Annotated in this window: 27 protein-coding genes; 14 read left to right on the top strand and 13 right to left on the bottom strand. The window is 37.7% G+C overall.

Annotated features, from left to right (window positions below; genetic code table 11):
- Positions 1–95: 95 nt before the first annotated feature.
- The 4 genes from ABLB96_RS11180 to ABLB96_RS11165 form a co-directional block, all read right to left on the bottom strand.
- Positions 96–968, bottom strand: coding sequence for an NAD(P)-dependent oxidoreductase (locus ABLB96_RS11180; RefSeq protein ID WP_348897940.1), 873 nt, complete (start codon positions 966–968; stop codon positions 96–98).
- Positions 968–2,344 (bottom strand): MFS transporter, encoded by a 1,377-nt coding sequence (locus ABLB96_RS11175; protein ID WP_348897939.1) that lies wholly within the window; start codon positions 2,342–2,344, stop codon positions 968–970. Before ABLB96_RS11175 ends, ABLB96_RS11180 begins: the two co-directional genes overlap by 1 nt.
- Positions 2,345–2,377: 33 nt before the next feature.
- On the bottom strand, positions 2,378–3,349 hold the full coding sequence (denD, locus tag ABLB96_RS11170) for a D-erythronate dehydrogenase (RefSeq protein ID WP_348897938.1): 972 nt from the start codon (positions 3,347–3,349) through the stop codon (positions 2,378–2,380).
- A 228-nt stretch (positions 3,350–3,577) separates the two neighbouring features.
- On the bottom strand, positions 3,578–4,513 hold the full coding sequence (locus ABLB96_RS11165; protein ID WP_348897937.1) for a LysR family transcriptional regulator: 936 nt from the start codon (positions 4,511–4,513) through the stop codon (positions 3,578–3,580).
- A gap of 110 nt (positions 4,514–4,623) precedes the next feature.
- On the opposite strand from ABLB96_RS11165, the gene ABLB96_RS11160 reads away from it, so the two are divergent.
- The 3 genes from ABLB96_RS11160 (at position 4,624) to ABLB96_RS11150 (ending at position 9,271) form a co-directional block, all read left to right on the top strand.
- On the top strand, positions 4,624–5,799 hold the full coding sequence (locus tag ABLB96_RS11160; RefSeq protein WP_348897936.1) for a fumarylacetoacetate hydrolase family protein: 1,176 nt from the start codon (positions 4,624–4,626) through the stop codon (positions 5,797–5,799).
- 87 nt (positions 5,800–5,886) lie between these two features.
- Entirely contained in the window at positions 5,887–7,674 is a 1,788-nt protein-coding gene (locus ABLB96_RS11155; protein WP_348897935.1) for an IlvD/Edd family dehydratase, read from the top strand.
- 22 nt (positions 7,675–7,696) lie between these two features.
- Positions 7,697–9,271, top strand: coding sequence for an aldehyde dehydrogenase (NADP(+)) (locus ABLB96_RS11150; protein WP_348897934.1), 1,575 nt, complete (start codon positions 7,697–7,699; stop codon positions 9,269–9,271).
- Between the two features lie 76 nt (positions 9,272–9,347).
- Here the strand turns inward: ABLB96_RS11150 and ABLB96_RS11145 are convergent, their stop codons facing one another.
- Positions 9,348–9,968 (bottom strand): TetR/AcrR family transcriptional regulator, encoded by a 621-nt coding sequence (locus ABLB96_RS11145; RefSeq protein WP_348897933.1) that lies wholly within the window; start codon positions 9,966–9,968, stop codon positions 9,348–9,350.
- A 166-nt stretch (positions 9,969–10,134) separates the two neighbouring features.
- Between ABLB96_RS11145 and ABLB96_RS11140 the strand changes: the two genes are divergently transcribed.
- The gene (locus ABLB96_RS11140) at positions 10,135–11,712 is read left to right on the top strand and encodes an MFS transporter (RefSeq protein WP_348897932.1); all 1,578 of its coding nucleotides are present in this window, start codon (positions 10,135–10,137) and stop codon (positions 11,710–11,712) included.
- Complete coding sequence (locus ABLB96_RS11135; RefSeq protein WP_348897931.1) at positions 11,709–12,797, top strand: HlyD family secretion protein; 1,089 nt, start codon at positions 11,709–11,711, stop codon at positions 12,795–12,797. The genes ABLB96_RS11140 and ABLB96_RS11135 overlap by 4 nt, the downstream gene beginning before the upstream one ends.
- A gap of 110 nt (positions 12,798–12,907) precedes the next feature.
- On the opposite strand, the gene ABLB96_RS11130 is transcribed toward ABLB96_RS11135, so the two are convergent.
- Complete coding sequence (locus ABLB96_RS11130; protein WP_348897930.1) at positions 12,908–13,288, bottom strand: helix-turn-helix domain-containing protein; 381 nt, start codon at positions 13,286–13,288, stop codon at positions 12,908–12,910.
- Between the two features lie 261 nt (positions 13,289–13,549).
- Here ABLB96_RS11130 and ABLB96_RS11125 point away from each other — a divergent pair, with 261 nt between their 5' ends.
- Positions 13,550–14,674, top strand: coding sequence for an NADH-dependent flavin oxidoreductase (locus ABLB96_RS11125; protein ID WP_348897929.1), 1,125 nt, complete (start codon positions 13,550–13,552; stop codon positions 14,672–14,674).
- Positions 14,675–14,907: 233 nt separating this feature from the next.
- Here ABLB96_RS11125 and ABLB96_RS11120 read toward each other — a convergent pair whose 3' ends face one another.
- Both ABLB96_RS11120 and ABLB96_RS11115 read right to left on the bottom strand, forming a co-directional pair.
- Complete coding sequence (locus ABLB96_RS11120; protein WP_045431740.1) at positions 14,908–15,144, bottom strand: hypothetical protein; 237 nt, start codon at positions 15,142–15,144, stop codon at positions 14,908–14,910.
- 312 nt (positions 15,145–15,456) lie between these two features.
- Entirely contained in the window at positions 15,457–16,188 is a 732-nt protein-coding gene (locus ABLB96_RS11115; RefSeq protein ID WP_348897928.1) for a GntR family transcriptional regulator, read from the bottom strand.
- A gap of 111 nt (positions 16,189–16,299) precedes the next feature.
- Here ABLB96_RS11115 and ABLB96_RS11110 point away from each other — a divergent pair, with 111 nt between their 5' ends.
- Genes ABLB96_RS11110 through ABLB96_RS11100 form a run of 3 tightly spaced genes read left to right on the top strand, consistent with a single transcriptional unit; the run spans position 16,300 to position 19,759 of the window.
- Positions 16,300–17,589: an SLC13 family permease gene (locus ABLB96_RS11110; protein ID WP_348897927.1), complete on the top strand. Its 1,290-nt coding sequence runs from the start codon at positions 16,300–16,302 to the stop codon at positions 17,587–17,589.
- Between the two features lie 7 nt (positions 17,590–17,596).
- A complete protein-coding gene (locus tag ABLB96_RS11105) occupies positions 17,597–18,409 on the top strand; it encodes an amidohydrolase family protein (protein WP_348897926.1) in 813 nt (270 codons plus the stop codon).
- Between the two features lie 9 nt (positions 18,410–18,418).
- The gene (locus tag ABLB96_RS11100) at positions 18,419–19,759 is read left to right on the top strand and encodes an MFS transporter (protein ID WP_348897925.1); all 1,341 of its coding nucleotides are present in this window, start codon (positions 18,419–18,421) and stop codon (positions 19,757–19,759) included.
- A gap of 106 nt (positions 19,760–19,865) precedes the next feature.
- Here ABLB96_RS11100 and ABLB96_RS11095 read toward each other — a convergent pair whose 3' ends face one another.
- Positions 19,866–20,081 (bottom strand): hypothetical protein, encoded by a 216-nt coding sequence (locus ABLB96_RS11095; protein ID WP_348897924.1) that lies wholly within the window; start codon positions 20,079–20,081, stop codon positions 19,866–19,868.
- A 352-nt stretch (positions 20,082–20,433) separates the two neighbouring features.
- On the opposite strand from ABLB96_RS11095, the gene ABLB96_RS11090 reads away from it, so the two are divergent.
- The gene (locus tag ABLB96_RS11090) at positions 20,434–20,610 is read left to right on the top strand and encodes a hypothetical protein (protein ID WP_348897923.1); all 177 of its coding nucleotides are present in this window, start codon (positions 20,434–20,436) and stop codon (positions 20,608–20,610) included.
- Positions 20,611–20,887: 277 nt separating this feature from the next.
- Here ABLB96_RS11090 and ABLB96_RS11085 read toward each other — a convergent pair whose 3' ends face one another.
- Positions 20,888–21,118, bottom strand: a complete 231-nt coding sequence (locus tag ABLB96_RS11085; RefSeq protein WP_348897922.1) for a hypothetical protein — start codon at positions 21,116–21,118, stop codon at positions 20,888–20,890.
- A 98-nt stretch (positions 21,119–21,216) separates the two neighbouring features.
- A complete protein-coding gene (locus ABLB96_RS11080) occupies positions 21,217–21,357 on the bottom strand; it encodes a hypothetical protein (protein WP_348897921.1) in 141 nt (46 codons plus the stop codon).
- 342 nt (positions 21,358–21,699) lie between these two features.
- Between ABLB96_RS11080 and ABLB96_RS11075 the strand changes: the two genes are divergently transcribed.
- Genes ABLB96_RS11075 through ABLB96_RS11060 form a run of 4 tightly spaced genes read left to right on the top strand, consistent with a single transcriptional unit; the run spans position 21,700 to position 24,051 of the window.
- Positions 21,700–22,404 (top strand): hypothetical protein, encoded by a 705-nt coding sequence (locus ABLB96_RS11075; RefSeq protein WP_348897920.1) that lies wholly within the window; start codon positions 21,700–21,702, stop codon positions 22,402–22,404.
- Positions 22,405–22,446: 42 nt separating this feature from the next.
- The gene (locus ABLB96_RS11070; RefSeq protein ID WP_348897919.1) at positions 22,447–22,980 is read left to right on the top strand and encodes a PAAR domain-containing protein; all 534 of its coding nucleotides are present in this window, start codon (positions 22,447–22,449) and stop codon (positions 22,978–22,980) included.
- Positions 22,981–22,985: 5 nt separating this feature from the next.
- Positions 22,986–23,597 carry a hypothetical protein gene (locus tag ABLB96_RS11065; protein ID WP_348897918.1) on the top strand — a complete coding sequence of 204 codons (612 nt, stop codon included), beginning with the start codon at positions 22,986–22,988 and terminating at the stop codon, positions 23,595–23,597.
- 1 nt (position 23,598) lies between these two features.
- Positions 23,599–24,051 carry a hypothetical protein gene (locus ABLB96_RS11060; protein WP_348897917.1) on the top strand — a complete coding sequence of 151 codons (453 nt, stop codon included), beginning with the start codon at positions 23,599–23,601 and terminating at the stop codon, positions 24,049–24,051.
- A gap of 161 nt (positions 24,052–24,212) precedes the next feature.
- Here ABLB96_RS11060 and ABLB96_RS11055 read toward each other — a convergent pair whose 3' ends face one another.
- Together ABLB96_RS11055 and ABLB96_RS11050 are read right to left on the bottom strand one after the other, a co-directional pair.
- Positions 24,213–24,659: a hypothetical protein gene (locus ABLB96_RS11055; RefSeq protein ID WP_348897916.1), complete on the bottom strand. Its 447-nt coding sequence runs from the start codon at positions 24,657–24,659 to the stop codon at positions 24,213–24,215.
- Positions 24,656–26,005 (bottom strand): AAA family ATPase, encoded by a 1,350-nt coding sequence (locus ABLB96_RS11050; protein ID WP_348897915.1) that lies wholly within the window; start codon positions 26,003–26,005, stop codon positions 24,656–24,658. Before ABLB96_RS11050 ends, ABLB96_RS11055 begins: the two co-directional genes overlap by 4 nt.
- Positions 26,006–26,078: the final 73 nt, after the last annotated feature.

Below are 26,078 nucleotides of genomic sequence, written 5' to 3'. Positions count from 1 at the left end.
GCCAGTAACTACAGATGAGTTTGAATAGGCAGTAGAAAGAATCTGCTGCCTTTTTATGAATAAATTAAGATATACCGATTTTAAGTAAAGCAATATTAGACATCGTTCATTCGCTCTAATTCACGAATTAAACCAGAATGATCAAGTTCACCATCACCAGCGACTACCATATTTTCAAAGAGCTGATTGACCAACTCGGCAACTGGTAAATTCAACTCTAATGATTTGGCATAGCAAACAGCGGTATTTATATCTTTATGCTGGGTTCGAGCGGTGCCTCCCGGTTTGAAGTTTCGAGTTAATATACGTTCGCCATGCTGTTGTAAAATTGGCGAATCTGCAAAACCGCCTGTTAGTGCTTGTTTAAGTTTTACCAGGTCAGCTCCTGCTTGACGAGCAAGCAATAAACCCTCACTTACTGTTGCAATGGTAGTTGCCACAATCATTTGATTGACCAATTTAGCAAGCTCACCACAGCCAGCGCCACCCACTAAAACGGGTCGACCCATTGCTTCTAAAACAATTTTAGCCTGTTCAAAGGTTGAATGCTCACCACCAACCATAATCGCTAAACTTGCGTTTTGGGCACCTTTTTCTCCGCCAGAAACCGGTGCATCCAAATACTTAAGTCCGAGTTCTTTACATTTTTCACTTTGCGCTTTTGCAACTTCAACAGGTATTGAGCTCATAACAATTACCGTGCTTTCGGGTTTTAACTGTGAGACTGCGCCATGTTCTTTAAACAGAACTTCATCACATGTTTTTCCATCGCTGAGCATACAAATTAGAAAATCTACATCTTTTCCGACTTGTTCAAGTTCACTGCAAATATAGGCACCCGCTTGTTTTAAAGTATTTGCTTTAGCTGAAGTTCTATTCCAGACCTGTACCTGATGGCCAGCTTTTAATAAGTTCATGGCCATTGGCATGCCCATAATGCCTGTACCAACAAATCCAATAGATGCCATTATTTCATCTCCGTAGCAGTACGCACTTTAAGCTGCTGCTGTTGTACTTTGGAGCTATTCGATTTTAACTTTGCCAATAACAGTAGTGCTAAGCCCCCCATAGCAACAAACCCAGCAATAGCAAGGAATGCGACTGTATAAGTGCCTGTAGTTGTATATAAATAGCCTGTTAAATAGGGACCCGTAAAACCACTTAAGTTACCAACTGAGTTAATTAAACCAATTCCGGCAGCAGCGCCCACACCCGTTAAAGTTTGACCCGGAATGGTCCAGAAAATATTAATTGCGCTAAATACACCAATCGCAAGAAGAATAAAACCGACAATAATTGCCCAAGGTTGATTCACAATTAAAGCAATTGCAATTGCTGAAGCAGCCATGAGTGCAGCACAAGCACCGTGTTTATAACGCTCTTGTTTACGGTCAGAACGGCGGCTCCATAAAACCATGCCTATGGCTGCAAAAGCATATGGAATAGCGGTCAGTAAACCGTTTTGAATCAGGCTAATTTGCATACCAAAGGTGTTACGGAATGACTCTAAAACACTTGGTAAGAAGAAAAACATCGCGTTTGAACCAGAGGTAATTCCAAAATAGGCAATGGACATAATCCAGACCAATGGATTTTTAAACACTTGTTTAATCATTTCACCTTTGGTTAACGCAGCTTGTGTAGATTGCTGTTTTTCTTTTTCTTCGCGTTCTAAGGTGGTCATTAACCATTGACGCTGCTCAGCCGTTAACCACTCGGCTTCTTTTGGGTTATTGGTTAAATATTTTAGACAAATCAATCCTAAAATAATTGAAGGAATACCTTCTAAAATATACATCAAACGCCAGCCTTCATAGCCAATGGTATTGCCCCATTGCATAAGACCAACCGAAATTGGGGCTCCAATAATTTGAGCAATTGGCAGTCCAAGATAGAACGTGGCAAAAACACGAGCACGATATTTTGCAGGAAACCACAGGGTTAAATAAAAGATTACACCCGGAAAGAAACCCGCTTCGGCAATACCCAGTAAAAACCGCAAAACAATAAACTGCGTACCGCTATGGATAAACCCCATAAGTCCTGCAATGATTCCCCAAGTAATCATGATTCGGGCAATCCAGATCCGTGCTCCAAAACGATGAAGTAAGATATTACTCGGTACTTCAGCAATAAAATAACCCAAGAAAAATACACCAGCACCTAACCCAAAAATGGTTTGAGTAATGCCAAGTGCATCATTCATATGTAGCGCAGCAAAACCAATATTGGTTCTATCTAGAAATGCCATAATGAATAAAATAATAAGAAACGGGATAATTCGACTCGAAATACGCTTAATTGTCTGCTCTTCAAGAGCAGTTATATTCTTGATATCTTCCATAATAACTCTCACATCAACTGGCGATCACTGCCATTAATTTTGGGTATCTTCTATATGTGCCTGAATTACGCTTTCAAAATTTTCATCCGCTCGGAAACCTAAAGATTCGGCATATTCAGCTTTCACCTGAACAGGCCAACTTTTAACAATACGTTGAATAGTTTGATCTTCTTGCCATTGCACTAAATCGGTTGCTTGTTTACCTGCAACATTTTCCAGCGCATCGAGCATTTGTTTAACGGTGACGGTTAATCCCGGTAGAGGAATAATTCGGTTATCTTGAAGTACATCTGAAGAAATGGACGCAGCCTTAATCATTGACTCGACACAGCGCCGTGGTGAAGTAACAAAAACTGGGGTATCTGAGGGTACTGGGCAAACTGCTGTTTCGCCTTTTAACGGTTCACGTATAATCGAGCTAAAAAAGGTAGATGCTGCTTTATTGGGTTTACCGGGACGAACCACAATAGTCGGTAATCTTAAAATACGGCCATCAATAAAACCTTTACGTGAATAATCTGAAACCAGTAATTCCCCTACAGCTTTTTGCATACCGTAAGAAGATTTGGGGGTAACCACCGTCTCATCTGTCACAACTTCTGGTAAGCTGCCACCAAATACAGCACAGCCACTAGCAAATATGACTCGAGGCGTTGTTTGTTTTTTTCTTAATTCTTCTAATAAATTTAAGAGTCCATACAGGTTAACGTCCATACCTAAATCAAAATCTGCCTCTGCTGCCGAGCTAACAACGGCAGCCAAATGCCAAACAACATCAATATTTTCTGTAATATTTGCCACAGTGGTTTTATCGGTAATATCACCTACCACCACTTCAATTCGTGGGTCTTGCGGTAAATCATCGCCAGCAAATGCATCAAACAGAATAATTTTATTGATAGGTTTGGGTTGATGGTCATCTAAAGTCAGGCTACCCGTCTTTAAAATCTCTTTAGCAATTTGTTTTCCAATAAAACCGGTACCACCAGTGATTAGTACATTCATACAGGGATCCTTTCCTAATTTTTATTGACTTAAAACTTTTTTAATCATCGTGAATTAAACGATAAGGAGTACTTTCAATAATTTCCAATGAATAATTTCTAAATATTGATAACTTTTTAATATCATTTTTATATGGGCGAACTTGCTTCCCCACGCCTAGACTTTCTTTGTTATTTTTAATGTTTAAAAGCCCTAAATAGGTATATAACTTAGGGCTAACTGCTTAGTTTACTTAGGTTTTGCACTCTTTAATAAAATGTCGATAAAGGTCGAGGCAATGTCAGAAACTGGCTCATCTTTACGGGTCAAAATTCCATAATCTTGTGCATCTAAAATCAGATCCGTTTCTAAAATCTGTAAATGCCCTTCTTTCACCTGATCTGTCACCATCGCTTCTGGCAACATACCGACCATTGGTGCGCCTTTTAATATTTGTAAAAAGGTCTGCATGGACATGGTATTTACCGTATTTAAAGGTACTTTTACTTTTGCACGGGCAAATGCACCTTCCATACGTTCTCGAATTGGAGTGCCTTTAGGATAAAGTACCCACGGCCAATTTAATAATTCTTCTAAAGTACAAAACTTTTTCTTGGCACATGGATGAGCATTATTTACAACAATACAAAACGGCTCTGGGCCTAAAGGTTGAAAATCAAAAAACTGGCTTTGCGTAACATCAGTGAAGCGACCTATGGCTAAATCTAAAGTATGCTCATTGAGCATTTCCATTAAGTGATCACTGGTTTGTTCCACCACATCGATAGAAAGTAATGGCCACTGTTTCTTAATTTCGATAATTGAGTTCGGAATCAAAACAGCAGTTGCAGCAAAAATACCACCTACCTTTAAAAAACCGTGTCCACCCAAACGTAAAATTTCAATATCTTCAACAAAATGCTTTGCATCATTTAAAACACGCTGTGCATAGCGAATCACATGTTCTCCCAAAGCTGTTACCGGCATATTTCGAGGTAAACGCTCAAAAACAGCAAAGCCGAGTAATCCTTCTATTTCTTTTAGCATTTTACTCAACGCAGGTTGACTTAAATTCATCTGCTCGGCAGCCAAATGCATGTTATTGGTTCTTGCCAATGTTTCCAACAAAACCAAATGCTTGAATTTCAACCAATTATTTAAACTCGCGTAAGTTAAATCTGCCATTATAAAAATCCTTTTTGATAACTATTCGTTATTAATAATTAAATTATTACGATTGGTGTTTATTAAATAAGAACCATATCATGATTTCAAATAAAAGAAGGATGCTTTAAATGAACTTTACGTTAAATTCCCAGAACTCATTACCAGACGACGCGACACAAGGATGTTTAATTGGTCGTGCATGGATTCCAAATCAAATTTCAGGGCCATCACCGATTCTTTTAAAAGGCAATCAGGTTTTTGATATTTCAGAGAAGTTTCATACTATTTCTCAGTTGCTTGAAAGTTCAGATCCTTTAAAAGCCTTATCTGAAATTGAAGGAAAATTAATCGGTTCAATTGATGAGTTATTTGCAAATACAGTCGCTGAACCGGACAAAAACAAAGCTTATTTTTTAGCACCCATTGATCTGCAAGTGATTAAAGCGGCTGGTGTTACTTTTGCAGCAAGCATGTTAGAGCGCGTGATTGAAGAACAAGCCGGTGGCGATGCTCAAAAAGCTCAATCTATTCGTGAAATAGTACAAGGGGTTATTGGCGATAATTTAAAAACTATTGAACCCGGTTCTGAAAAAGCCCTGCAACTCAAAGAATATTTAATTGAACAAAAGATGTGGTCTCAATACCTTGAAGTAGGTATTGGCACCGACGCTGAAATTTTTACTAAAGCACCGGTTTTAGCAGCCGTAGGAACGGGTCAAAACATTGGTATTCACCCTAAGTCTGAGTGGAATAACCCAGAACCAGAAGTAGTATTGGTTGCCAACAGCCAAGGTAAAATTTTAGGGGCGACTTTAGGCAATGACGTGAATTTAAGGGACTTTGAAGGTCGTAGTGCTTTGCTATTAAGTAAAGCAAAAGATAACAACGCTTCATGTGCAATTGGCCCATTTATTCGTCTTTTTGACTCAACATTTAGTTTAAATGATATCCGCACTTGCGATGTTGAATTGCAAATTGAAGGTACAGATAACTTTGTGCTCAATGGCATTAGCTCTATGTCACAAATTAGCCGCGACCCTGAAGATTTAATTCAGCAAACGCTGAATGAAAATCACCAATATCCAGATGGCTTTGTGTTGTTCTTAGGCACTTTATTTGCCCCTACCCAAGATCGAGAACAAGCTGGCGCAGGCTTTACCCATAAAGTCGGAGATGTGGTCCGTATTCATTCACCCAAACTCGGCACGTTATACAACACGGTCATGACTAGCGACAAAGCAACCCCGTGGAATTTTGGAATAAATGCATTAATTCGTAATTTGAAGCAACGCGAATTATTGTAATTTTCACGTATTATGGGGCGGCTGAATCGGAAGATTCATCTCGTGAAAAAAATTAAATTTCAAAAAGTATGAGTGAAGGATCTAAAAATGAATGATCAAGATAAACGGATTTTTTTACGTAGCCAAGAATGGTTTGATGATCCTACACATGCTGATATGACAGCGCTTTATGTTGAACGTTATATGAATTATGGGTTGACCCGTGCCGAGTTACAGTCGGGTCGCCCAATTATTGGCATTGCCCAAACTGGTAGTGATTTAACCCCCTGTAATCGTCATCACAAAGAACTAGCTGAACGGGTTAAAGCGGGTATTCGTGATGCGGGCGGTATTCCCATGGAATTTCCTGTTCACCCGATTGCAGAACAGTCTCGTCGCCCTACTGCTGCATTAGACAGAAACTTAGCTTACTTGGGTTTAGTTGAAATATTACATGGCTATCCCCTTGATGGCGTGGTACTCACTACAGGCTGTGATAAAACCACACCTGCTTGTTTAATGGCAGCCGCGACAACCGATTTACCAGCCATTGTTTTATCTGGCGGCCCAATGCTGGACGGTCACTTTAAAGGTGAATTAATTGGCTCTGGCACAGTGCTTTGGCATGCTCGAAATTTACTGGCCACGGGTGAAATTGATTATGAAGGGTTCATGGAAATGACCACTTCGGCATCACCTTCGGTTGGGCATTGCAACACCATGGGTACAGCACTTTCTATGAATGCTTTGGCAGAAGCTTTGGGCATGTCTTTACCCACATGTGCAAGCATTCCCGCGCCGTATCGTGAGCGCGGCCAAATGGCCTATATGACAGGAAAAAGAATTTGCGAAATGGTTTTAGAAGATTTACGCCCCTCTAAAATCATGACTAAACAATCTTTTGAAAATGCCATTGCAGTCGCCTCGGCGCTAGGCGCCTCTAGTAACTGTCCTCCTCACCTCATTGCTATTGCTCGCCATATGAGCATTGAGCTGAGTTTAGAAGACTGGCAACGCGTTGGAGAAAATATTCCACTCATTGTGAACTGTATGCCGGCGGGTAAATATTTAGGCGAAGGCTTTCACCGCGCTGGTGGCGTTCCTGCGGTTATGCATGAATTACAAAAAGCAGGTGTTTTACATGAAGACTGTGCATCGGTCAGCGGTAAAACGATGGGTGAAATTGCTAAAAATGCAAAAACGTCAAATGCAGATGTCATTTTTCCCTATGAACAGCCACTTAAACATGGTGCGGGCTTTATTGTACTGAGTGGTAATTTCTTTGACAGCGCCATTATGAAAATGTCTGTAGTTGGCGAAGCGTTTAAGAAAACCTATTTATCTGACCCAAATAGTGAAAATAGCTTTGAAGCAAGAGCGATTGTGTTTGAAGGTCCTGAAGACTACCACGCCCGAATTAACGACCCTGCTTTAGATATTGATGAGCATTGTATTTTAGTGATTCGGGGTGCAGGCACGGTGGGTTATCCAGGCAGTGCCGAAGTCGTCAACATGGCCCCACCAGCAGAGTTAATTAAAAAAGGCATTGACTCTCTGCCTTGTCTAGGCGATGGCCGTCAAAGTGGTACATCTGCCAGTCCTTCTATTTTAAATATGTCACCCGAAGCAGCGGTGGGCGGCGGCATTGCCTTATTAAAAACCAACGATCGCTTGCGTATTGATCTGAACAATCGCTCGGTCAATGTTCTCATTTCAGACGAAGAGTTAGAAAAACGTCGTCATGAGTGGCAACCGACGGTCTCTAAATCTCAAACGCCTTGGCAAGAAATGTATCGCAACATGGTCGGTCAGCTATCAACTGGTGGTTGCTTAGAGCCAGCAACTTTATATATGCGTGTGGTCAACCCAAATAATCTTCCACGGCATTCTCATTAATATTAATTTCAGGATATTTACTATGGTTATTGGACATAACTTTATTGGCGGTTCACGCAGTGCACAAAGTACAACTTTATTAAAAAGTGTAAATGCAACAACGGGCGAAGCTCTGCCTTATGAGTTTCATCATGCAACCGAACAGGAAGTAAATCAGGCCTGTGAAGCAGCAAGCCAAGCATTTAAGACTTACCGCCACACATCACCTGAACAGCGTGCTAGTTTTTTAGAAAACATTGCCGATGAACTTGATGCCTTGGGTACAGATTTTCTAGAAATCGTCTCACAAGAAACTGCTTTACCACTTGCGCGTTTGCAAGGTGAACGTGGTCGTACCAGTGGGCAAATGCGCCTGTTTGCTAAAGTACTACGCCGTGGTGACTTTTTAGGTGCCCGTATTGATACAGCTTTACCAGAACGTCAACCTTTACCGCGTCCAGACCTACGTCAGATTAAAATTGGTGTTGGACCTGTTGCGGTATTTGGGGCAAGTAATTTCCCATTAGCTTTCTCAACCGCAGGTGGCGATACAGCTTCAGCTTTAGCCGCGGGCTGTTCTGTGGTGGTAAAAGCCCATAGCGGACATATGGCCACCGCAGACTTTGTGGCTCAAGCAATCGAACGTGCTGTCGAAAAATCAAATATGCCCAAAGGCGTATTTAACATGATTTATGGTAATGGTGTTGGTGAACCACTGGTGAAACATCCTTTAATACAGGCAGTTGGTTTTACAGGTTCACTCCGAGGCGGCCGTGCTTTATGTGATATGGCAGCAGCTCGTCCACAACCGATTCCCGTTTTTGCTGAAATGAGCAGTATTAACCCCATGCTCATGTTACCGGAAGCCTTAAAAAACCGTGGTGACAAAATTGCACAGGACTTAGCAGATTCAGTGGTGCTCGGCTGTGGTCAGTTTTGTACCAATCCGGGGTTAATCTTGGGAATCAAGTCACCTGAATTTACTCAACTCATTCACAACCTGACCGAAATCATGGGAGGCAAACCTGCGCAGACCATGCTCAATGCGGGAACCTTAAAAAGCTATACAGCAGGTCTTGAACATTTAACCCAGCATCAAGGCATTGAACACTTGGCGGGTCAAGCCCAGCAAGGCAATCAGGCACAGCCACAACTGTTTAAAGCTGATGTTGAGTTATTACTGGCGGGTGACCAACTTCTACAAGAAGAAATCTTTGGGCCAGCAACAGTTGTGATTGAAGTTGAAAATAAAGCGCAACTTATTCAGGCCTTACAAAGTATGAATGGTCAACTGACTGCGACTTTAATTGCCGATGAGACAGACTTAAACGAATTTGCAGAAGTTGTTCCAGTTTTAGAAGAAAAAGCAGGCCGTTTACTTCTAAATGGTTATCCAACAGGTGTTGAAGTGTGTGATGCGATGGTACATGGCGGTCCATACCCAGCAACCTCAGATGCACGAGGCACCTCAGTTGGTACTTTGGCTATTGACCGTTACTTACGTCCAGTGTGCTATCAAAACTACCCGCAAAGTTTACTGCCGGAAGCTTTAAAAGACAGCAACCCGTTGCAGATTTTAAGACTAGTCAATGGTGAGATGACCAGAGACACACTATAAAAACAAAAAAGAGACCATTCATTGGTCTCTTTTTTAATTTCTGTATTTAGAATTTATGTATGGAATAAATACTAAATTAACTTAGATGGTAGTTTAGATTTTTTAAAAATAAATCAACCACATATTCCACCCAAACACTAATTTCACTGTCTGATATTAAATAATCAGGATGGGTCAGACATTTCAAATGTGCATCACTTCGCAAAAGTGATAGAAAGATATTCGCTGTTGCTTCAGCAGAAGAACTTAGTTCAATTTCCCCTTGTTGAACGGACTTCTCAAGATAACCGGCAATAATATGGGCAAGTCGGTTTGGACCAACTTCAAAGAATTTTTTAGATAACTCGGGAAACCTGACGGCTTCTGCAATACAGATCCTAAAAAATGCCAACCCTGAATGCGATAATATAAAACACAGATAAGTTTTCCCAATGTCGGTTAACGCTGAACGTAAGTTTTTGGCTTTTGTCTCAACCAATATAATTTGCTCTTGCATATTGGTACATTGGCGTTCAATGACCGCAGCGAACATCGCTTCTTTATTTTTAAAACAACCATACATGGTTGCTTTTGAAACCCCTGCCTCTTTTTGAATCATATCTGTGGTTGTGCCACTAAAACCGTGGATCAGAAAAAACTTTGTTGCTGCATCCAGAATTTTTTGATCTTTTTCATTGGTTTTAATGCAATCTGACATACGGACCTACAAATATTTGAGCAATTTCATAGTTAGTGTACCCCAATGAAAAGTTCAAAATCGAGAATTGACGTAAATTTAATAAGATAGTAGAGTACCGATCGGTACAGCTTGGCTCAATATCTGCTTTTTTGCAATGAGTTCATTTTAAAATTTAAGGTAAAAGATGAATATACGACCACTCATCGGTTTAGCAGGTGCAATATTTGCAGCAATGACTGTCGAATTTAATAACCGAATCACCAGCATTACTTTGGTCGACATTCGCGGTGCGATGGGTATTAGTGTTGACTCCGGTTATTGGGTTAGCAGTATTTATGCCAGTACTATGATTATTGGAATGATCCTGTCCACGAGTTGGGCAGTTATTTTTTCTATGCGCAGAGTTCTTCTTTTTGCCATAGGACTTTGCCTCATCTCTAGCGTTTTAATTCCTTTTAGTCCAAATATTGAAATATTTTACTTATTACGTGGCTTACAAGGGCTTGCCAATGGTTTAACTATTCCTTTGCTCATGGCATGTGCTCTACGATTTTTAGGGCCAGATATTCGACTTTGGGGTTTAGCCTGTTATGCATTAACTGCAACTTTCTTTCCTAACTTAAGCGCTGCACTCGCTGCCTTTTATTTAGATGTGATTGGCTGGAAAATGATATTTTTTCAAACCATTCCTTTTTGTGCTTTAAGTGCTGCGCTGGTTTATTTTGGTATTCCACAAGATCCATTAAATTATTCAAGAATCAAAACTTACGATTGGACAGGTGCGATTTTAGCCATTATTGGCGTGGCAAGTTTGAGTACCATGTTATTGCACGGCAACCATTTAGACTGGTTCCATTCTAAATTGATTAGTATGTTAGCTTTAATCAGTTCCATTACCTTACCTTTATTTTTAATACATGAATGGCGCTACCCAACACCATTAATTAAACCGCAAATGCTCGAAATACGAAATTTTGCCTATGCGGTTATTGCGCTGTTTTGCTTTGTGATTATTGGTATGTCGACTAGTACATTGCCACTGAACTACCTTAGTGCTGTACATGGCTATAAACCTACACAAACCATGTGGATTGGCTTACAAATTGCGGCCTTACAATTTATTTATATTCCCATTGTTATTAAAGTCTTAAATCAAGCTTGGGTCGACAGCCGTTATGTACATGGCTTTGGCTTACTTATGGTCATGGCTGGTTGTTTAGGTGCAAGCCAACTCGATACCACGTGGAATCAAGACCAGTTTTACTTTTGGCATGCAATTTCATGCTTAGGCCAAACCTGTGTTGTGCTTTCATTACTCATGATGGGTACAAACAGTGTACATCCGACTATGGCAATTTACGCCTCACCGATGATTAACACTCCGCGAGCTATTAGCGGCGTATTGGGTGTGTGCATTTTGGACTGGATCAATCGTGTACGTGGTGAATACCATTCAACACGATTGATTGAAAATACGGCCCAACATGTTTTTCAAAATATTCAAGGTCCTGTGATTAACCCTCTTTCTCCGCCTGTGCTCACCGCAAATGGTACTGAGCGTGTTTCAGGTGGTTTATCTGCCTTAAATTCTGCCATTCAAGCACAGCAGTCTGTGTTGGTCATTAGCGATCAATATCTGATTTTAGCGGGTCTTACCGCAATTTTATTCATTGTTATGCTGATTTTACCAGTTAGAACTTATCCGCCACGCATTGCTCTCATTAAGTTAATGAATAGTCATAACTCAGGAAAATCTTTATGAGTACTCACGAAGCCCAAAATAACACCATTACTGAACCACCCAAGTTGACAAAGGTGCAATATCTTAAAAAACACTGGGTTATGGTTATTGCATTTATTATTGTTTTAGCCTCTATTTTATGGATTTTAAAGCTTATATTTTTACCTTCTTCAATTATTAAAACCGACGATGCACGTGTGGATGTCGAGTACTCCACCATCGCCCCTAAAGTGTCTGGCAATATCGAAGAAATTTATATTAAAGACCACCAAACCGTAAAAAAAGGCCAGCTTTTGGCGCGTATTGACCCACGCGACTATCAAGCAGCTTTGGCTGAGGCTGAATCTAATTATGCCAAAGCCCAAGCCGACCTAAATGAAGCAATGCTCGCGGTAGAAAGACAACCAACGGTTATTCGAGAAACTGAAGCTCAGCTTAGGAAAGTAGAAGCAGGAATTAAACTCACAAAAGATAATACCGCCCGCTATGAACAGTTACAGGCCCTCGGTGCAGAGTCTAGATTGATTACGCAGCAGTCAAAAACTACTTTGACTGAGCAATATGCTGACTTAGATAGCAGTAAAGAAAAAGTCACTGACGCGCAATATCAGCTTAACCAGTACAAAATTCAGGTTCAAGCCAAACAAGCCGTTTTGAAACAAGCCCAAGCCGCATTGGATAAAGCAAAGTTAAATTTAAGCTATACAGAAGTTCGAGCGCCAATTGATGGCATAGTCGGGCAAAAGTCTGCAAATGTGGGGAACTTTGTTGGCGCAGGTAATCCACTCATGGTGGTTGTGCCTTTAGATCAAGTTTATGTCGAAGCCAACTTCCGTGAAATTGAGCTAAAACAAATTAAAATTGGTCAGCCTGTCACTGTGTATGTCGATGCTTATAATGTTGAGTTAAAAGGTGTAGTAGATAGTTTCTCTCCTTCTACTGGTGCATTTTTCTCGCCAATTTCAGCAACGAACGCAACGGGTAACTTTACTAAAATTGTTCAGCGTTTACCGTTACGTATTAAACTTAATGAAAACCAACCCGATATTAAATCGTTACGTCCTGGTTTATCTGTTGTAGTTTCTGTAGATATCACTAAAAAATAGTCAGTACTTTACAAATGCATTGATAATTCACAATCTAGAAGTAATTACCCCTACCTTCTCAGTAAAAATTAGCTTATTTCTTAAGATATGAGCTCGGTTGGAAAATATATTCATACTGAATTTTGCAGATCAAATGCATTTCGAGCGTGTTCAACCATTGGAAGCTTATCAATTGTCCATGCATGCAGTTGTCGTAAGGGTTGCTGCAAGGTATTGCCCAGAGGCGTGATTTCATATTGAACAGCGAGTGGAGACGAAATTACGTGGCGGGAAATAAGTCCATTACGCTCCAAACGGCGCAGACACTGGGTTAGAGCCTTTTGTGTAACACCGTCCAACCGACGCTTTATCGCATTAAAACGATGTGGACCATCATCTAAAACGGCCAATACCATCATTGACCATTTATCTGCGATTTGATCAAATAAGGCTCTGCTTGGGCAATCTGATGAAAAACACTGCGGTTCAACAACTAACATCGAATGTTCCATGACTCTCCCCGAATGACCACACACCAAAGTGGTACTAGGTGTAAATTTTATACCAATCTAAATGTTGGAACAACACGCTCTCAATCCACTCGTTTAGGCATCTTAATTGAGAGTCACATCATAACAGCACGGCAGGTCGTTACCATGAAAATGAAGTGTGAAGTGGTTTACACGAGTACACCTAGTCTACTTAAAGTGCCTAATTGACACTAGGTTTATAATATATACCATTAAGACTTACACATTTTTAGAGTCTATTTGATGTCTGCTCTCAATCATTTCTTTCATCCTCTTAAACTTACTTCAGGCATCACTCTTCGCAATCGTATTGTGATGTCGCCAATGACAACTTGGTCAAGCACTGATGATTTTCAAATCTCGGATGAAGAGGATGCCTATTACCGTCTTCGCGTTAAAGGTGTGGGCTTGGTCATTAGCGGCTGTGCCCAAGTCACCGCTAATGGTATTGGGTTTACACATGAGTTTTCTGCTGCTGACGACAACTATATTCCAAGCCTTAAGCGACTTGCTGACGCTGCCAAGAGTGGTGGTGCACCAGCCATTCTTCAGCTATTTCATGCAGGCAACAAGGCATTGCCTCATCTCATTCCCGATGCAGATGTGGTGAGCTCAAGCGCTATCTTGACGAAAGCTACTCCTTTCATGGCACCGCTGACACCTCGTGCACTGACAAATGATGAAATCTTGCAGATGATCAAGGCATTCGGTGAAGCAGCACAACGCGGCATTGAGGCTGGTTTTGACGGCATCGAAGTGCATGGTGCCCACGGTTTTCTTTTACAAAATTTCCTGTCGCCAGCTACCAATACACGCACCGATGAATGGGGGGGCTCGTTAGAAAATCGTATGAGGTTTCCATTAGCCGTCGTTGCAGAGATCAAGCGCGTCATAGCCAATTATGCTGACCGCCCATTTGCTATCGGTGTCCGTCTTTCACCAGAAGAGACAGTCGATGAAGGTTACCGTATTGATCAAACTCTTACTTTTATTGATCAATTGTTGGACCTCGGAGTCGATTATATTCATATCTCTTTGGCGAATCTGTTGACTGACTGCCCTATCGACGATCCAACTGGACCATCCATTATCAGTCACATCATTAATCGGGTCGACAACCGTGTGCCTGTTTTGGCCGCTGGTGGCATCATGACACCCGATCAAGCCCAGCAAGCACTGGATACAGGGCTATCTATGGTTTCGATTGGACGAGGGCTTATCATAAATCCAGACTGGGTCGATCATCTTAAAAAAGAACAGGAAGTGAACATCGAACTTGATCCGACCAAGATAGATGCTCTCAAGATCCCACAGAAGCTTTGGGCCATTATTCAAGGCATGCCTGGTTGGTTTCCTTTGAAGCAATAAGGACCTGAACACTTAGACTCTTCACCAACTTGACTACTATTCCGAATCGAAAATCTTTTATGGCAGCTCAATAGAAAAATTCCTATCGAGCTGTATAAAGCTCAGTCAAAATTTCAGCATAGGCATATTTCTGTTCAGGTTTTAAATCATTTTTATCGTTAGCAAAAACAATTGGATTTGAGAAAGCAAAAATCAGCAATAATAAAAAAGAGCACCTAAGTGCTCTCTCGTTTTCATTGATTTTTAGATAAGGCAAAATTTATTGCCCTATCATATGCGTGTTCTTGTAGCTCAGTATATACATAGAAATCCTGTTCTGCCTTGGTAACAGGATTAATGAGTTTCATCGGTTCATAACTATGAGTATTTAAATCATTGGGATCAACATCAAAAGCTTCTAATTGCTGCTCTCGCCATTCACCACTTAGAACACCGCCCACACAAAGCCATTTTGTTGAATTGTCTGACATATATAATCCTTATTATTGGAGGTGCTTTTATACCATATCACGATGACCTTTAAGTCAGTTTAATTTTTTATCCCATCAAAAGATAAAGCTCCGTGTTTAGAAGATAGTTACGTTTTTTAGTTCATCTTGGCGGCTAAATTTAATGGGCTTTAGATTTAATACATTTTTCTTTAGGCTCATCCAAAGCTGAGAGCACCTATAGCTCTAATCTAAGAAAAAACACCACGAAAACAGTATTTAATGAGGCATTGAAGAAACCATCCTGATTACAGCAATCAATTACAAACTGAAATCAGGGATTACGAAAAATGATTAGTTAATTGATATTTCATAATGAAAATTATGAGCTAGACCAAACGACTCACGGTATTCGACTGCCATACCTTCAAGATTTTTTGCAATACGGCACACCTTAACCAAAGGATCTTCAAGGCTATTATTTAAATGGCTATCTTTAATATTTTTCTCAAAAGTTAACCGTTCTGTTGCAGAAGAAATAAACTGGCCGCAGTGCTGATAATAAAAAGGATAAAGTAGATTCCCAAACTCAGCGATTGGAACTTCTTCCAGATTTTTAAATAAGCGTTCAGGCAACCAGATTCGTTCGCTTAACACAACCACGTCTTCATGCTTACGCACACGCTCGATATAAAGCAACTTTTCGTTAGTACCAAGCCCTAACTCTGCATTGACTTCAGGTATGGCATCACAGACTTCTACTTTTTTAATTTGACCTTGTGGCTGAATGAAGTCGCCTTTTTTATTACGTAGTCTAAAAAAACGAATAAGTGAATTTTCAAAATTAGGTTGTTTTAGGAAAGTTCCTTTGCCCTGCTGTTTAACTAATAAACCGTCTTCGACCAGTCCTTCTACAGCTTTTCTTACGGTTCCTACCGATACGCTATACATTTGAGCGAGCTCTTGTTCACTGGGAATAGGCTCTTCAACAGTCCATTTTGACTGAATCAGTAGTTTCTGAAGCTCCCAACGGACCTTTTCATATCGTGGTAATTTAAAATTTTTAAATGCAGTTTCATCAAGCATTTGCGTTAAACATTATGAAATCGATTTGACAATATTAGCATAGTTATATGTAATACAAAAAACCAAACATATATATGTTTAGATGTTTATATATTTATCAAGGAAGATAATATGACCGCATTGATGCTTATAGCTTTAGCCGTATCTATAGGTTTAGGTTATAAAACAAAAATCAATATTGGATTTTTTACGATAGCGTTTGCCTACCTTATTGGTTGCTTTGGCATGGGGCTGAAACCTTCTGAGGTTATTGAGTTATGGCCTGTCAAAATTTTCTTCATTATTTTATCGGTCACTTTGTTTTATAACTTTGCTTTAGCAAATGGCGCCCTAGAGAAGCTTGCTAGCCATCTTTTATATAAATGCCGTAAGTTTCCTCAATTTCTACCTTTAGCGATTTTTCTCGCAGCAACCATTATTGCTGGCCTAGGCGCTGGTTTTTATACCGTACTTGCCTTTATAGCACCCATTACGCTGCTGCTTTGTAGAAAGACCAATATGAATATGATTATTGGTGGAATGGCTGCAAATTACGGCGCTTTAGCTGGCGCAAATTTTATGACATCACAAAGCGGTATTATTTTCCGAAGCTTAATGGAAAATACTGGCATTAGCTCTCAAACCGCTTTTTCATATAGCAGCGGAATTTTTATTATCACTTTGATTATTCCAATTATGGTGTTGGGAATTTATACACTGTGGAATAGAAAAAGCAGCTCTATCGTTATTGAAGATCAAAAGCCTGAGCCATTCGACAAAAAACAGAAACAGTCAATCTTACTTATAGTTTTAATGATGTCGATTGTTTTAGTTTTTCCAATATTGCACCTTGTTTTCCCAGATGCAAAAACCATCAGCTTTTTAAACTCCAAAATTGATATTGCCTTCCTTGCCATTACCTTTTCACTCATCAGTTTACTTATGAAACTTGCCGATGAAAAAAAGGTGATTGCACTCGTACCATGGGGAACACTCATCATGATTTGCGGTGTCGGTATGCTCATCGCATTAGGTGTGAAACTTGGCATTATTACAACCCTATCTGAATGGTTAGCAAACAATGTTCCTGTGTGGGTTATTCCAGTACTGTTATGTCTGATCAGTGCCATTATGTCTGTATTTTCAAGCACTCTAGGCGTGGTTGCTCCTACCTTATTCCCCATTGTTCCGGCACTCGCACTGAGCTCTGGCTTAAATCCACTAATGCTTTTCATTTGCATTGTGGTTGGTGCTCAGTCTACGGCGATTTCTCCTTTCTCGTCTGGCGGTAGCCTCATTATGGCTTCAGCACCAGCAGACATCGACAAAACCAAATTCTTTAATCAACTGTTATTTAAAGCAATTCCTGTAGGAGTCATTGCCGCTTTAATCGCTATTTTCGCTTTAAAATTTGTAATGTGAGATGAAAATGAACTGTATAGATACACATGCACATGTTTTTTCGACACAGGACCACAGTATCGAAACAGCACGTTATGCACCTGATTATGATGCAACTGTACAAAGTTTTATCTCTCATCTTGATGAACACAATTTCACGCATGGTGTTTTGGTTCAACCCAGCTTTTTGGGTACTAATAACCAAGCGATGTTAAACGCAATTCAGCAATACCCTAAGCGTTTAAAAGGGATCGCCGTTGTTCAACATACGACGACTTTTGATGAGCTAGTGAATCTTAAGGCACAAGGCATCGTTGGTGTTCGCTTAAATCTATTCGGTCTTAACCCTCCTGCGCTCAATACGCCTGAATGGCAAAAATTTTTACGCAATGTGGAAAACCTCAACTGGCAAGTTGAATTACACGCACCGCCGAAATATCTGGTGCAGCTTTTACCTCAATTAAGTGAATACAACTTTAATGTGGTGATTGACCATTTTGGTCGAGTTGACCGTGTTAAAGGGATTAATGATCCGGATTATCAGAAGTTTTTAAGCTTACTTAATGTAAAACAGCACTGGATTAAAGTATCTGGTTTTTATCGTTTGGGTACTGCCCCAAATCATATCAATACAGCCCAACAGGCCTATCACATTTTTAAAGACAAAGGTTTTTTACACAAGCTCGTTTGGGGAAGTGACTGGCCACATACCCAACATGAGTCATATATGACTTATGAAGATGCGATTCATGCCTTTAAACAGATTGTATTTGATAAACACGAGCAATGTTTAATTTTAAATCAGAACCCAACCGAGCTGTTTGGTTTCTCACGTACATAAGGAGTATGTATGAAAAATGATATCGCTATATCGGAAGTAGAAAAGTCAACAATCCGTAAACTTTCTTTTCGTATTCTTCCCTTCCTCATTCTTTGTTATTTCATCTCATATATTGATCGGGTAAATATTGGCTTTGCTGCGTTAACCATGAACCAAGAAATTGGGTTAACAGCGACTGCCTTTGGTTTTGGTGCTACCTTATTTTTTATTGCATACGTCATATTTGAAATTCCAAGTAATATGGCCATGGAAAAGCTAGGTGCACGGATCTGGATTGCCAGAATCATGATTACGTGGGGTATTGTCGGCTGCTTTACAGCCTTCATTACCGGTCCTATTTCATATGCAATTTCACGGTTTTTACTCGGTGCCGCCGAAGCCGGATTTTTTCCGGGTGTATTACTGTATTTAACGCTCTGGTTCCCTAAGCGATATATGGCACGAATTGTTGCCGTATTTATGGTGGCTATCCCTTTATCTAACTTTATTGGTTCACCTTTATCTGCCTTACTATTGAGCCTACACGGCTTGGTTGGCTTAAGCGGATGGCAAGTACTTTTAATTTTTGAAGCATTACCTGCAATTCTTCTTGGTATATTGTGTCTAGTTTGGCTTCCAAATAACCCTAATCAAGTTAAATGGTTAAGTTCTGAAGAAAGTGAATGGCTGTCGAACACGTTAACTTTTGAAAAAAACCAACAGTTAAATACTGAAAAACAAGACAGCGCTGAGCAGAAAAAGAGTAAGTTTAAGCTTCTGATTACCAATAAATATTTATGGTTCTTTGCGATTATTTATGCAGGAAGTTCAGCAACTAGCAATATTTTATCATTATGGATGCCTCAGATTTTAAAGGCTTTCCATTTAACTGCCATGCAAACTGGTCTTTTAAATATGATTCCGTTCGGTTTGGCCGCTGCGTTTATGATTGTTTGGGGTGTGCATGCCGATAAAAGTGGTAATAAGAGCCTAAACACAGCTATTCCGCTATTTGTAACGAGTTTTGGTTTATTTCTTACTCTTTTTACCTCATCTTTAACCTTGAGCTTGCTTTTATTCTCTTTAGTTTTAATGGGTAACTACGCTATTAAAGGTCCTTTCTGGGCATTGGTTCCTGAGCGCTTACCGCCTACTTTAGTGGCTGTAGGTATTGCAGCGGTAAATACCATTGCGCATATTGGTACGGGGCTTATGAACTCTATTATGGGCATAGTGAAAGATTACTCAGATAGTTTCCCTGTTTCACTTCTACCGTTATGTATTCTTACCTTTATTGGCGCCGTGATTGCATTGTATTTGGGAAGAAAACCGACTTTACCGAAAGCACAAAAGGTTCAAAAAGTGGTTTAGCTTTTAGAAATAAAAAATTTAATCAAAAGAGACCAATTAATGGTCTCATTTTTTATTTATAACATCCCTATGTAAAATCACTCATTAAAAAACCCACCGAAGTGGGTCATTTATATTCTATATAATAGCTGTTGCCATCGGAACTATTGAAAACCATATTTAAAGTAGGGTAAATAAATTCACCTTTTAACAAAATATATTCAACTTTGGTTCTCTGAAATCTAGATGAATGATTGATTTTATTAGGATTTACCTCAGTAAAGTTTGCCTGCGCTCTTATTTCTTTTCCTTGATAATCAATAATTGTAATGTCTTTTAGCATTAATATGCTCCCATTTAATCAGACATATTATGCTTAACGAAATTTTTATACTATCAATATTTTGTAGGCAATTAGATTGAATTAATTTTTAAAATTTATTCATCCAATATCTTGAGAAAATTTATATATGTATGCTTTATGTACTCCTACTTGAAATATGAATAGCATAATTTCAAAATTTAAAGGATAAGACTCAACAGCTTATATATAATTGATTTTATTTATGAAATAAGTCATCGAAATAAAGATCCTTTCTATGACATATCAACACATATAAGTCTTAAAACTACCGCAATGTAAAGACATTTAAAGCGTACTATGAACTTTCCCTAGTAAAGATAAGAAGATAAAAATGTCAGGTTTTAAAAGTTTTTCTCAAAATACAACTAACCAGGCTAATATCATTAAAGCTCAAATGAACAAGCACTATGCAACAACACCCCCTACTGAAACTCAACCATCAGAAGTTCCTGGCACCGTAAAAGATCTGCCTGAGAATAGTGAACAACCTGATCCTAATAACAAATAATTTCTTATTAACAGTGCCTTGGAAGTTGTTTTGAGGCTCTGCTATTACAAAGAATAAATTAGTTCACTGATTTATTATAATATTAACTACTTTTATCAATTTTATTTGTTTAGTTATTTAAGAAATTACAGCCATTCATTCCAGAAAATTGATATGACTAGTCTCTCAGATATGAGGGGCTTTTTTAATTGTTTTTTTTACTTAACCACTACTTAGCCAATTCATCCAAGATAGATTAAGCCCACCAAAATTGGCGGGCTTATTTTTAATATCTAAATTATGAAAGATATGGATGTTTTTGTGCCAAGTAATCATTTGCTATTTTTGTTGTCTCAGCATAGGTCAACTCCGCACAAAGCCAAAAGCGATAAATGTTTTCACCAATAATGTAACTTTGACGATTGTAAGTAGATTCCTTACTTGTATCTATTTCACTAGCCTTAAAGAACGTTCCTTCACGGTTATTTACAACTTCGCCGTCTAAATCGCCACCAATACAAATGAACATTGTAATAATCCATAATTTTATGAAGATCAGCTTAACATATAAAGTAAAAAGCCCACCTTCCGATGCGCTTTTTATTTAACTAAATTTAATAATATGCATTAGACTTTAAATTCTGCTAATATAATTTTTTTTACGATTTCATCAAAATTTGAATTTCGAAGAGTTAGCTTGCTATTTTTTATAGTTTTATACCAATAACTTGCTGCAACTCCCATGCTAATCAAAGCTAACAATTTCATTGCTCACCTCACTTACTTAGGAAGAGTTGATTTTAAATTATCACTCAGATTTGTAGCTTTCCAACTTGTTTAAGAGAGGTTTCTGTATGTATTTTAAGCAATGTGTAATAAAAAGGCCCACATTTTTAGGGAGTTTTTAATGACAATAATAATTAATACTCAATAAATTCATGTAAAGCGTTAATAAAATGTACAACATTATTTTTTTTCAAATATTATTTATTTTTTATTTAAAAACATCACAAAATACACATAAAACTTGAAATAAGTCTCATTTTGCCATTGCTGCCTCTTATATCATTTATCAAAATAAAGGTTTTCAAATATTAATAATTTTTAGACATGACAAATCAAGTTACTGTATATACAGAATTGTTAAATCAAATTAATTTGCCCCCTGAAGTAACAAGTTTTTTAATTAATCTTTTTGTAGTCCTCACTCTTTTAACAATGACTACTACAGCCTTAGAAAAACTTGGAATATTGAAATTTTTCTCTAAATTCTTTATTAAACCTGATACTACTGAACATGAACTTAAAGCCTTAGATGAGATCACAAAGTTTGAAAAATTTAATTCTAGTTCGTTTACAAACCAACCTTATGCAGAGGCTGCATACCATAATAAAGAGATTGCACTTTTAAATAATTATTATAAGAGCAAAGTGAAAGACAGACTTGCATTAAGATATATGTTCACACGTGCAGATAATAAAAGAGCTTTCAGATTATATTCTGATACTAAAACTTCAATATTTTTAAAACAATTTGGTGAAGTTTACGTCTTACGTTGGTGGGTAAGTAAATGGTGGGTTTATCCAGTTGCAGCAGTTTGGTTAATTTTTTATCTGTATGTTGCAATTTCACTTTTACTCAGTTTTTTATATTCGCCAGCTTTTCAAAACTCTCAATTGATTGGAGTGTTCTATTACTTCTTGATAGTCGCACTATCTTTGGGTGTTGGTTGGCTTACAAGCCCTTTAATTTGGCCACTACAAGCAAAAATTTTTGCTGAGCTAAAGAAATACAACCCTCCGCAAAGTATTTGAAATTAATAATTATTTTTAAATAACCACATACGGAGACAATAATTGAAACCAGCTATTGTTATTGGAAATGTTACCGACCACGGTGGAGTCGTTAGTGTTGGTGATAATTCTTATCTTATTGATGGTAAAGCAGCTCATCTGGAAGGAATGACTCACTTCTGTCCCAAGTGCAAAGTTACGGTTACTGCTCTCTCAAGCAGTCCGCTTGTAGTTATTAATGGTCGGGCAATAATTGTTGCAGGTGATAAAGCCAGCTGTGGCGCAACTTTCTTACCAAGTCAAAGTTTATGGGTACGTGATCAGGGCAGTTCCAGTGGCTCTGGAAACTCTAAAACAAACGATAGTTTTGTTCAAAATACAGAAAAAGAAAACAGTGTAATTTTTCAGTTTAATGACCCTAAAACTGGTAAACCATTACCCGATTTTCCATACGAATTGACCCTTCCAACTGGTGAAAAAATTCAAGGTAAAACGAATAAAACTGGAAAGACTGAACTTGCAGTTACTGGCGTTAAACCTGAACAAGTCAAAATTGAAACCTTAGATCTTTCAGAACCAATGCCACCTCTGGAGTAAGAATTATGGGTAATCAGCCAATTACTAAAAATATTCCCCCTAATAGCAAAGCTTGGGATGGTTATCCTTCTAAAGTTGAAAGCTGTAATGTCCCTAAACCATTTTGCTATTTACAATTTGATCGTCCGCTTGCAATGCCTTACACCTTTATGATGTCTGCACAACAGTGGGAATATGTAGAAAAAAGAAATAAGTTAGAGTTTTTATTAGCTGTTAGATTTGGTATGGAATACGATATTGCTAAACTAAATGAGGACATTTTGATCTCAACAGGTTTCCATACGGGCATGTATGTTAAGTTTCAAAACTATTTAAGAAAACACTATCAAAAAGATGCTGTTGTATTAATGGGTGTTTTTCAAAGTAATGCTTTTACCACCAGGTTTGGAACAACTTTTGCGATTGAAGATTTAGTAGGCCTGAAAGGTGCTATCGATGATTTGAGGATTGACGATATCATGACTGGGGCACATATGATTTCACGAAAAAATGGTCATGCTACACAAATTAATAGAAAGATGTATCGACAAAACTTTAACCAAGACTACAATCCAACTATGTTAAAAACCTTAGCTGCACAAGGATTATATCCAGACGAAATCGAAGGAATCTTCTAGAATGAAGAAATATTTATTAATTTGCCTTTTACCTATTTTTACTACTGCCTGTAGTGCTAAACCAACCCCACAAGAAGAACTAGATATTCAAGCTAGATTTTTACCTACTGTATTCAATCTGGATGCAGGTACTTATGCTTTAGCTCCGAAAGAAGCCCCTACTGCTTTAACCAAACAATTGTATGATGATGCTCTATTTAAGCTCGGTTTATTAAAAAGATATGATGACCAAGCTAGTGCCGAATTCAAACTTGAAAAGTCTGTAAGACCTGTTGCTTTAAATACTTTATGTTTAATGAGTAAGTTTGTTAATAACCCAACTTATATAAAAGCTGTAAAGCATAGTATTGAACAAGAACCTGATTTAAATAAATGGCTCAAGGAGCAACAACCAGAGTGGCAAGAAGCTTTGAAAAAAGAAAATAAGGAAATCTTTGATTATCCTTGTTTATAAAAAAATATAGAAACTTTTTTAAAGAATAAAATATCTCTTGTCTGGTATGGTTCTTATGATTTTTATTATAGTATTAAGAAAGATTATTCGAATAATCTTTCTATTTTTCTTTTAATGTTTGACTCATATATAATGAAGATATTTCTACAACATCTTCATTCTTAAATATTTATTGTATGAGTACTAGAGTGAGGCTTGAAAATATCCCCTCCTAGTCCCACTATTTTCTTTTTAACAACTTGAAATTTAGTACTAAAACTAGGAATCCCACCTGCACCACTACTCTTTACAATATGGCATTCAAACTTTTTTTTAGGTCTAACAATCTTAACTGAATTTTCTAGCTGTTCTAATGCTTTAACTATATCGGCTCCTTTTAGCTCTATGAAATAAAGAGTATTATTTGAAATTGAATGTATGATCCAATCACATCTTTTTTCTAATGGTTTAGATATTGGGCACTGGCACTCATCAAACTTAATTTTCTCGAATTGGACCTGATTACGAGATGAGATCATAAAACTTGCTCTATTTTCAGTTACTTTACAATTAGATAAAGTGACTTCTGTTTTTTGTGTACATGCGTCAAAAAATGTTCTACAGCTCACATTGAATCCCCAAGCCCTAAAAGCTCTTCAAAATCATTACTTAGTTTTGATGAAATTTGATCAATTTCATAAGCATTTATTAACCCCGTTTCTTCATCTACAATAGATTTAATTTTACCATTCGTTAAAATATAAGCAGATATATTTTTTGGATTAATAGCTGCATTTATCCATTCTTTAGCAGAATTACTTTGAATATTAAAATTACTAGTCTTTGCAATATATGCTTGGACCGCGTTATTTATACTCATAAGAATATAGGGGCTATGCGTTGTAATAATAAAGTTTGATGCCTCCTCAGTTAAATTGTATGTTTTGCCAATTAGCTTAACAACATCAGCTTGAGCAGACGGAAATAAATGTGCTTCCGGTTCCTCAATTACCAAAGTAGTATTTTTCGAGGTACAAACAATTGATAATAGTAGGGGTAAAGCTTCCTGCTGCCCTGAAGAGGCATATTCTAAATTTACTAAAGCACCACTCTTAGATTTTATATAATCTCTTTCCTTTAATCGCACATAACTTCCACCCAAAATAGATAAACTAGCTGCTTCAAAATTTTCTTTTCCAAGTTCTGAATAAAAAAATTCATGTTCTGATTCAGAGCAACCAAACTTCATTCTTTCATAACGAGCACCAAATTCTTTAAGAAAATAATCAATAGGTAAATTATTTGTTAAAAAATTAAAAATAGATTTTTGCAAATTCGCAAAAAAAGAACGACCAGCTGGTACATAGATTGATTTAGCTTGCCCCATATATAGTTTATCGAACTCAATAGCTTTTGTTAATTTTGTTTTTATAGTATCGATATCATAAATCTTTTTATCTTTCTTTTTCTTTGTAACAAAGTACTTAGCAAAATTTTCTATTAAATCTGGAAAATTAATTCGATCATGAAATTCTTCACCTAAAATTTCATAAAAACTTGGAAAGTCAAAATTATCTTTAATCACTTTGCATTTCTTAAAAGATGTTTTTAATAGTTTTAATTTATTATAAAATGCATCATCAAAATCTATAATAATTTTTGAACTAGATTGTAATTTTTGTATATTACAAGAATAATTATCACATTTAAAAGTAATATCTATTTCATGATTTTGCAAATTTTCCATATTAAAAATTTGCAAGAATTTATCTCGAAGTTTCTTTTGTAAGTCAAGTTTAGTTGAATTTGATATAATATTTGAAAATAATTCTTTTTCTAATCCTTCAAAAAAATATAAAAGTTTAGAAATTAAGCTTTTCCCCTGTGCTTGAGGACCAATAATTACTAACAAATCTGTATATTCAACAGCAATAGAGTTTAGTATTAAGAATTTTTTAATTTCTAGAGTTTTCATCTCATTAGGCCCCTTTAATACCCGTCTATTAAAATATTTTTTCAAAAATAAATCAACCATTTGTATTTTATTT

The sequence above is a fragment of the Acinetobacter sp. XH1741 genome (genome assembly GCF_041021895.1).
Taxonomy (GTDB): Bacteria; Pseudomonadota; Gammaproteobacteria; order Pseudomonadales; family Moraxellaceae; genus Acinetobacter.
This window is presented reverse-complemented; position numbering and strand designations above follow the sequence as displayed.

Coding starts and splice junctions, on each gene's coding strand:
- ABLB96_RS11180 (WP_348897940.1), bottom strand. CDS start 968: ATGGCATCTATTGGATTTGTTGGTACAGGCATTATGGGCATGCCAATG.
- ABLB96_RS11175 (WP_348897939.1), bottom strand. CDS start 2,344: ATGGAAGATATCAAGAATATAACTGCTCTTGAAGAGCAGACAATTAAG.
- denD (WP_348897938.1), bottom strand. CDS start 3,349: ATGAATGTACTAATCACTGGTGGTACCGGTTTTATTGGAAAACAAATT.
- ABLB96_RS11165 (WP_348897937.1), bottom strand. CDS start 4,513: ATGGCAGATTTAACTTACGCGAGTTTAAATAATTGGTTGAAATTCAAG.
- ABLB96_RS11160 (WP_348897936.1), top strand. CDS start 4,624: ATGAACTTTACGTTAAATTCCCAGAACTCATTACCAGACGACGCGACA.
- ABLB96_RS11155 (WP_348897935.1), top strand. CDS start 5,887: ATGAATGATCAAGATAAACGGATTTTTTTACGTAGCCAAGAATGGTTT.
- ABLB96_RS11150 (WP_348897934.1), top strand. CDS start 7,697: ATGGTTATTGGACATAACTTTATTGGCGGTTCACGCAGTGCACAAAGT.
- ABLB96_RS11145 (WP_348897933.1), bottom strand. CDS start 9,968: ATGTCAGATTGCATTAAAACCAATGAAAAAGATCAAAAAATTCTGGAT.
- ABLB96_RS11140 (WP_348897932.1), top strand. CDS start 10,135: ATGAATATACGACCACTCATCGGTTTAGCAGGTGCAATATTTGCAGCA.
- ABLB96_RS11135 (WP_348897931.1), top strand. CDS start 11,709: ATGAGTACTCACGAAGCCCAAAATAACACCATTACTGAACCACCCAAG.
- ABLB96_RS11130 (WP_348897930.1), bottom strand. CDS start 13,288: ATGGAACATTCGATGTTAGTTGTTGAACCGCAGTGTTTTTCATCAGAT.
- ABLB96_RS11125 (WP_348897929.1), top strand. CDS start 13,550: ATGTCTGCTCTCAATCATTTCTTTCATCCTCTTAAACTTACTTCAGGC.
- ABLB96_RS11120 (WP_045431740.1), bottom strand. CDS start 15,144: ATGTCAGACAATTCAACAAAATGGCTTTGTGTGGGCGGTGTTCTAAGT.
- ABLB96_RS11115 (WP_348897928.1), bottom strand. CDS start 16,188: ATGCTTGATGAAACTGCATTTAAAAATTTTAAATTACCACGATATGAA.
- ABLB96_RS11110 (WP_348897927.1), top strand. CDS start 16,300: ATGACCGCATTGATGCTTATAGCTTTAGCCGTATCTATAGGTTTAGGT.
- ABLB96_RS11105 (WP_348897926.1), top strand. CDS start 17,597: ATGAACTGTATAGATACACATGCACATGTTTTTTCGACACAGGACCAC.
- ABLB96_RS11100 (WP_348897925.1), top strand. CDS start 18,419: ATGAAAAATGATATCGCTATATCGGAAGTAGAAAAGTCAACAATCCGT.
- ABLB96_RS11095 (WP_348897924.1), bottom strand. CDS start 20,081: ATGCTAAAAGACATTACAATTATTGATTATCAAGGAAAAGAAATAAGA.
- ABLB96_RS11090 (WP_348897923.1), top strand. CDS start 20,434: ATGTCAGGTTTTAAAAGTTTTTCTCAAAATACAACTAACCAGGCTAAT.
- ABLB96_RS11085 (WP_348897922.1), bottom strand. CDS start 21,118: ATGTTCATTTGTATTGGTGGCGATTTAGACGGCGAAGTTGTAAATAAC.
- ABLB96_RS11080 (WP_348897921.1), bottom strand. CDS start 21,357: ATGAAATTGTTAGCTTTGATTAGCATGGGAGTTGCAGCAAGTTATTGG.
- ABLB96_RS11075 (WP_348897920.1), top strand. CDS start 21,700: ATGACAAATCAAGTTACTGTATATACAGAATTGTTAAATCAAATTAAT.
- ABLB96_RS11065 (WP_348897918.1), top strand. CDS start 22,986: ATGGGTAATCAGCCAATTACTAAAAATATTCCCCCTAATAGCAAAGCT.
- ABLB96_RS11060 (WP_348897917.1), top strand. CDS start 23,599: ATGAAGAAATATTTATTAATTTGCCTTTTACCTATTTTTACTACTGCC.
- ABLB96_RS11050 (WP_348897915.1), bottom strand. CDS start 26,005: ATGAAAACTCTAGAAATTAAAAAATTCTTAATACTAAACTCTATTGCT.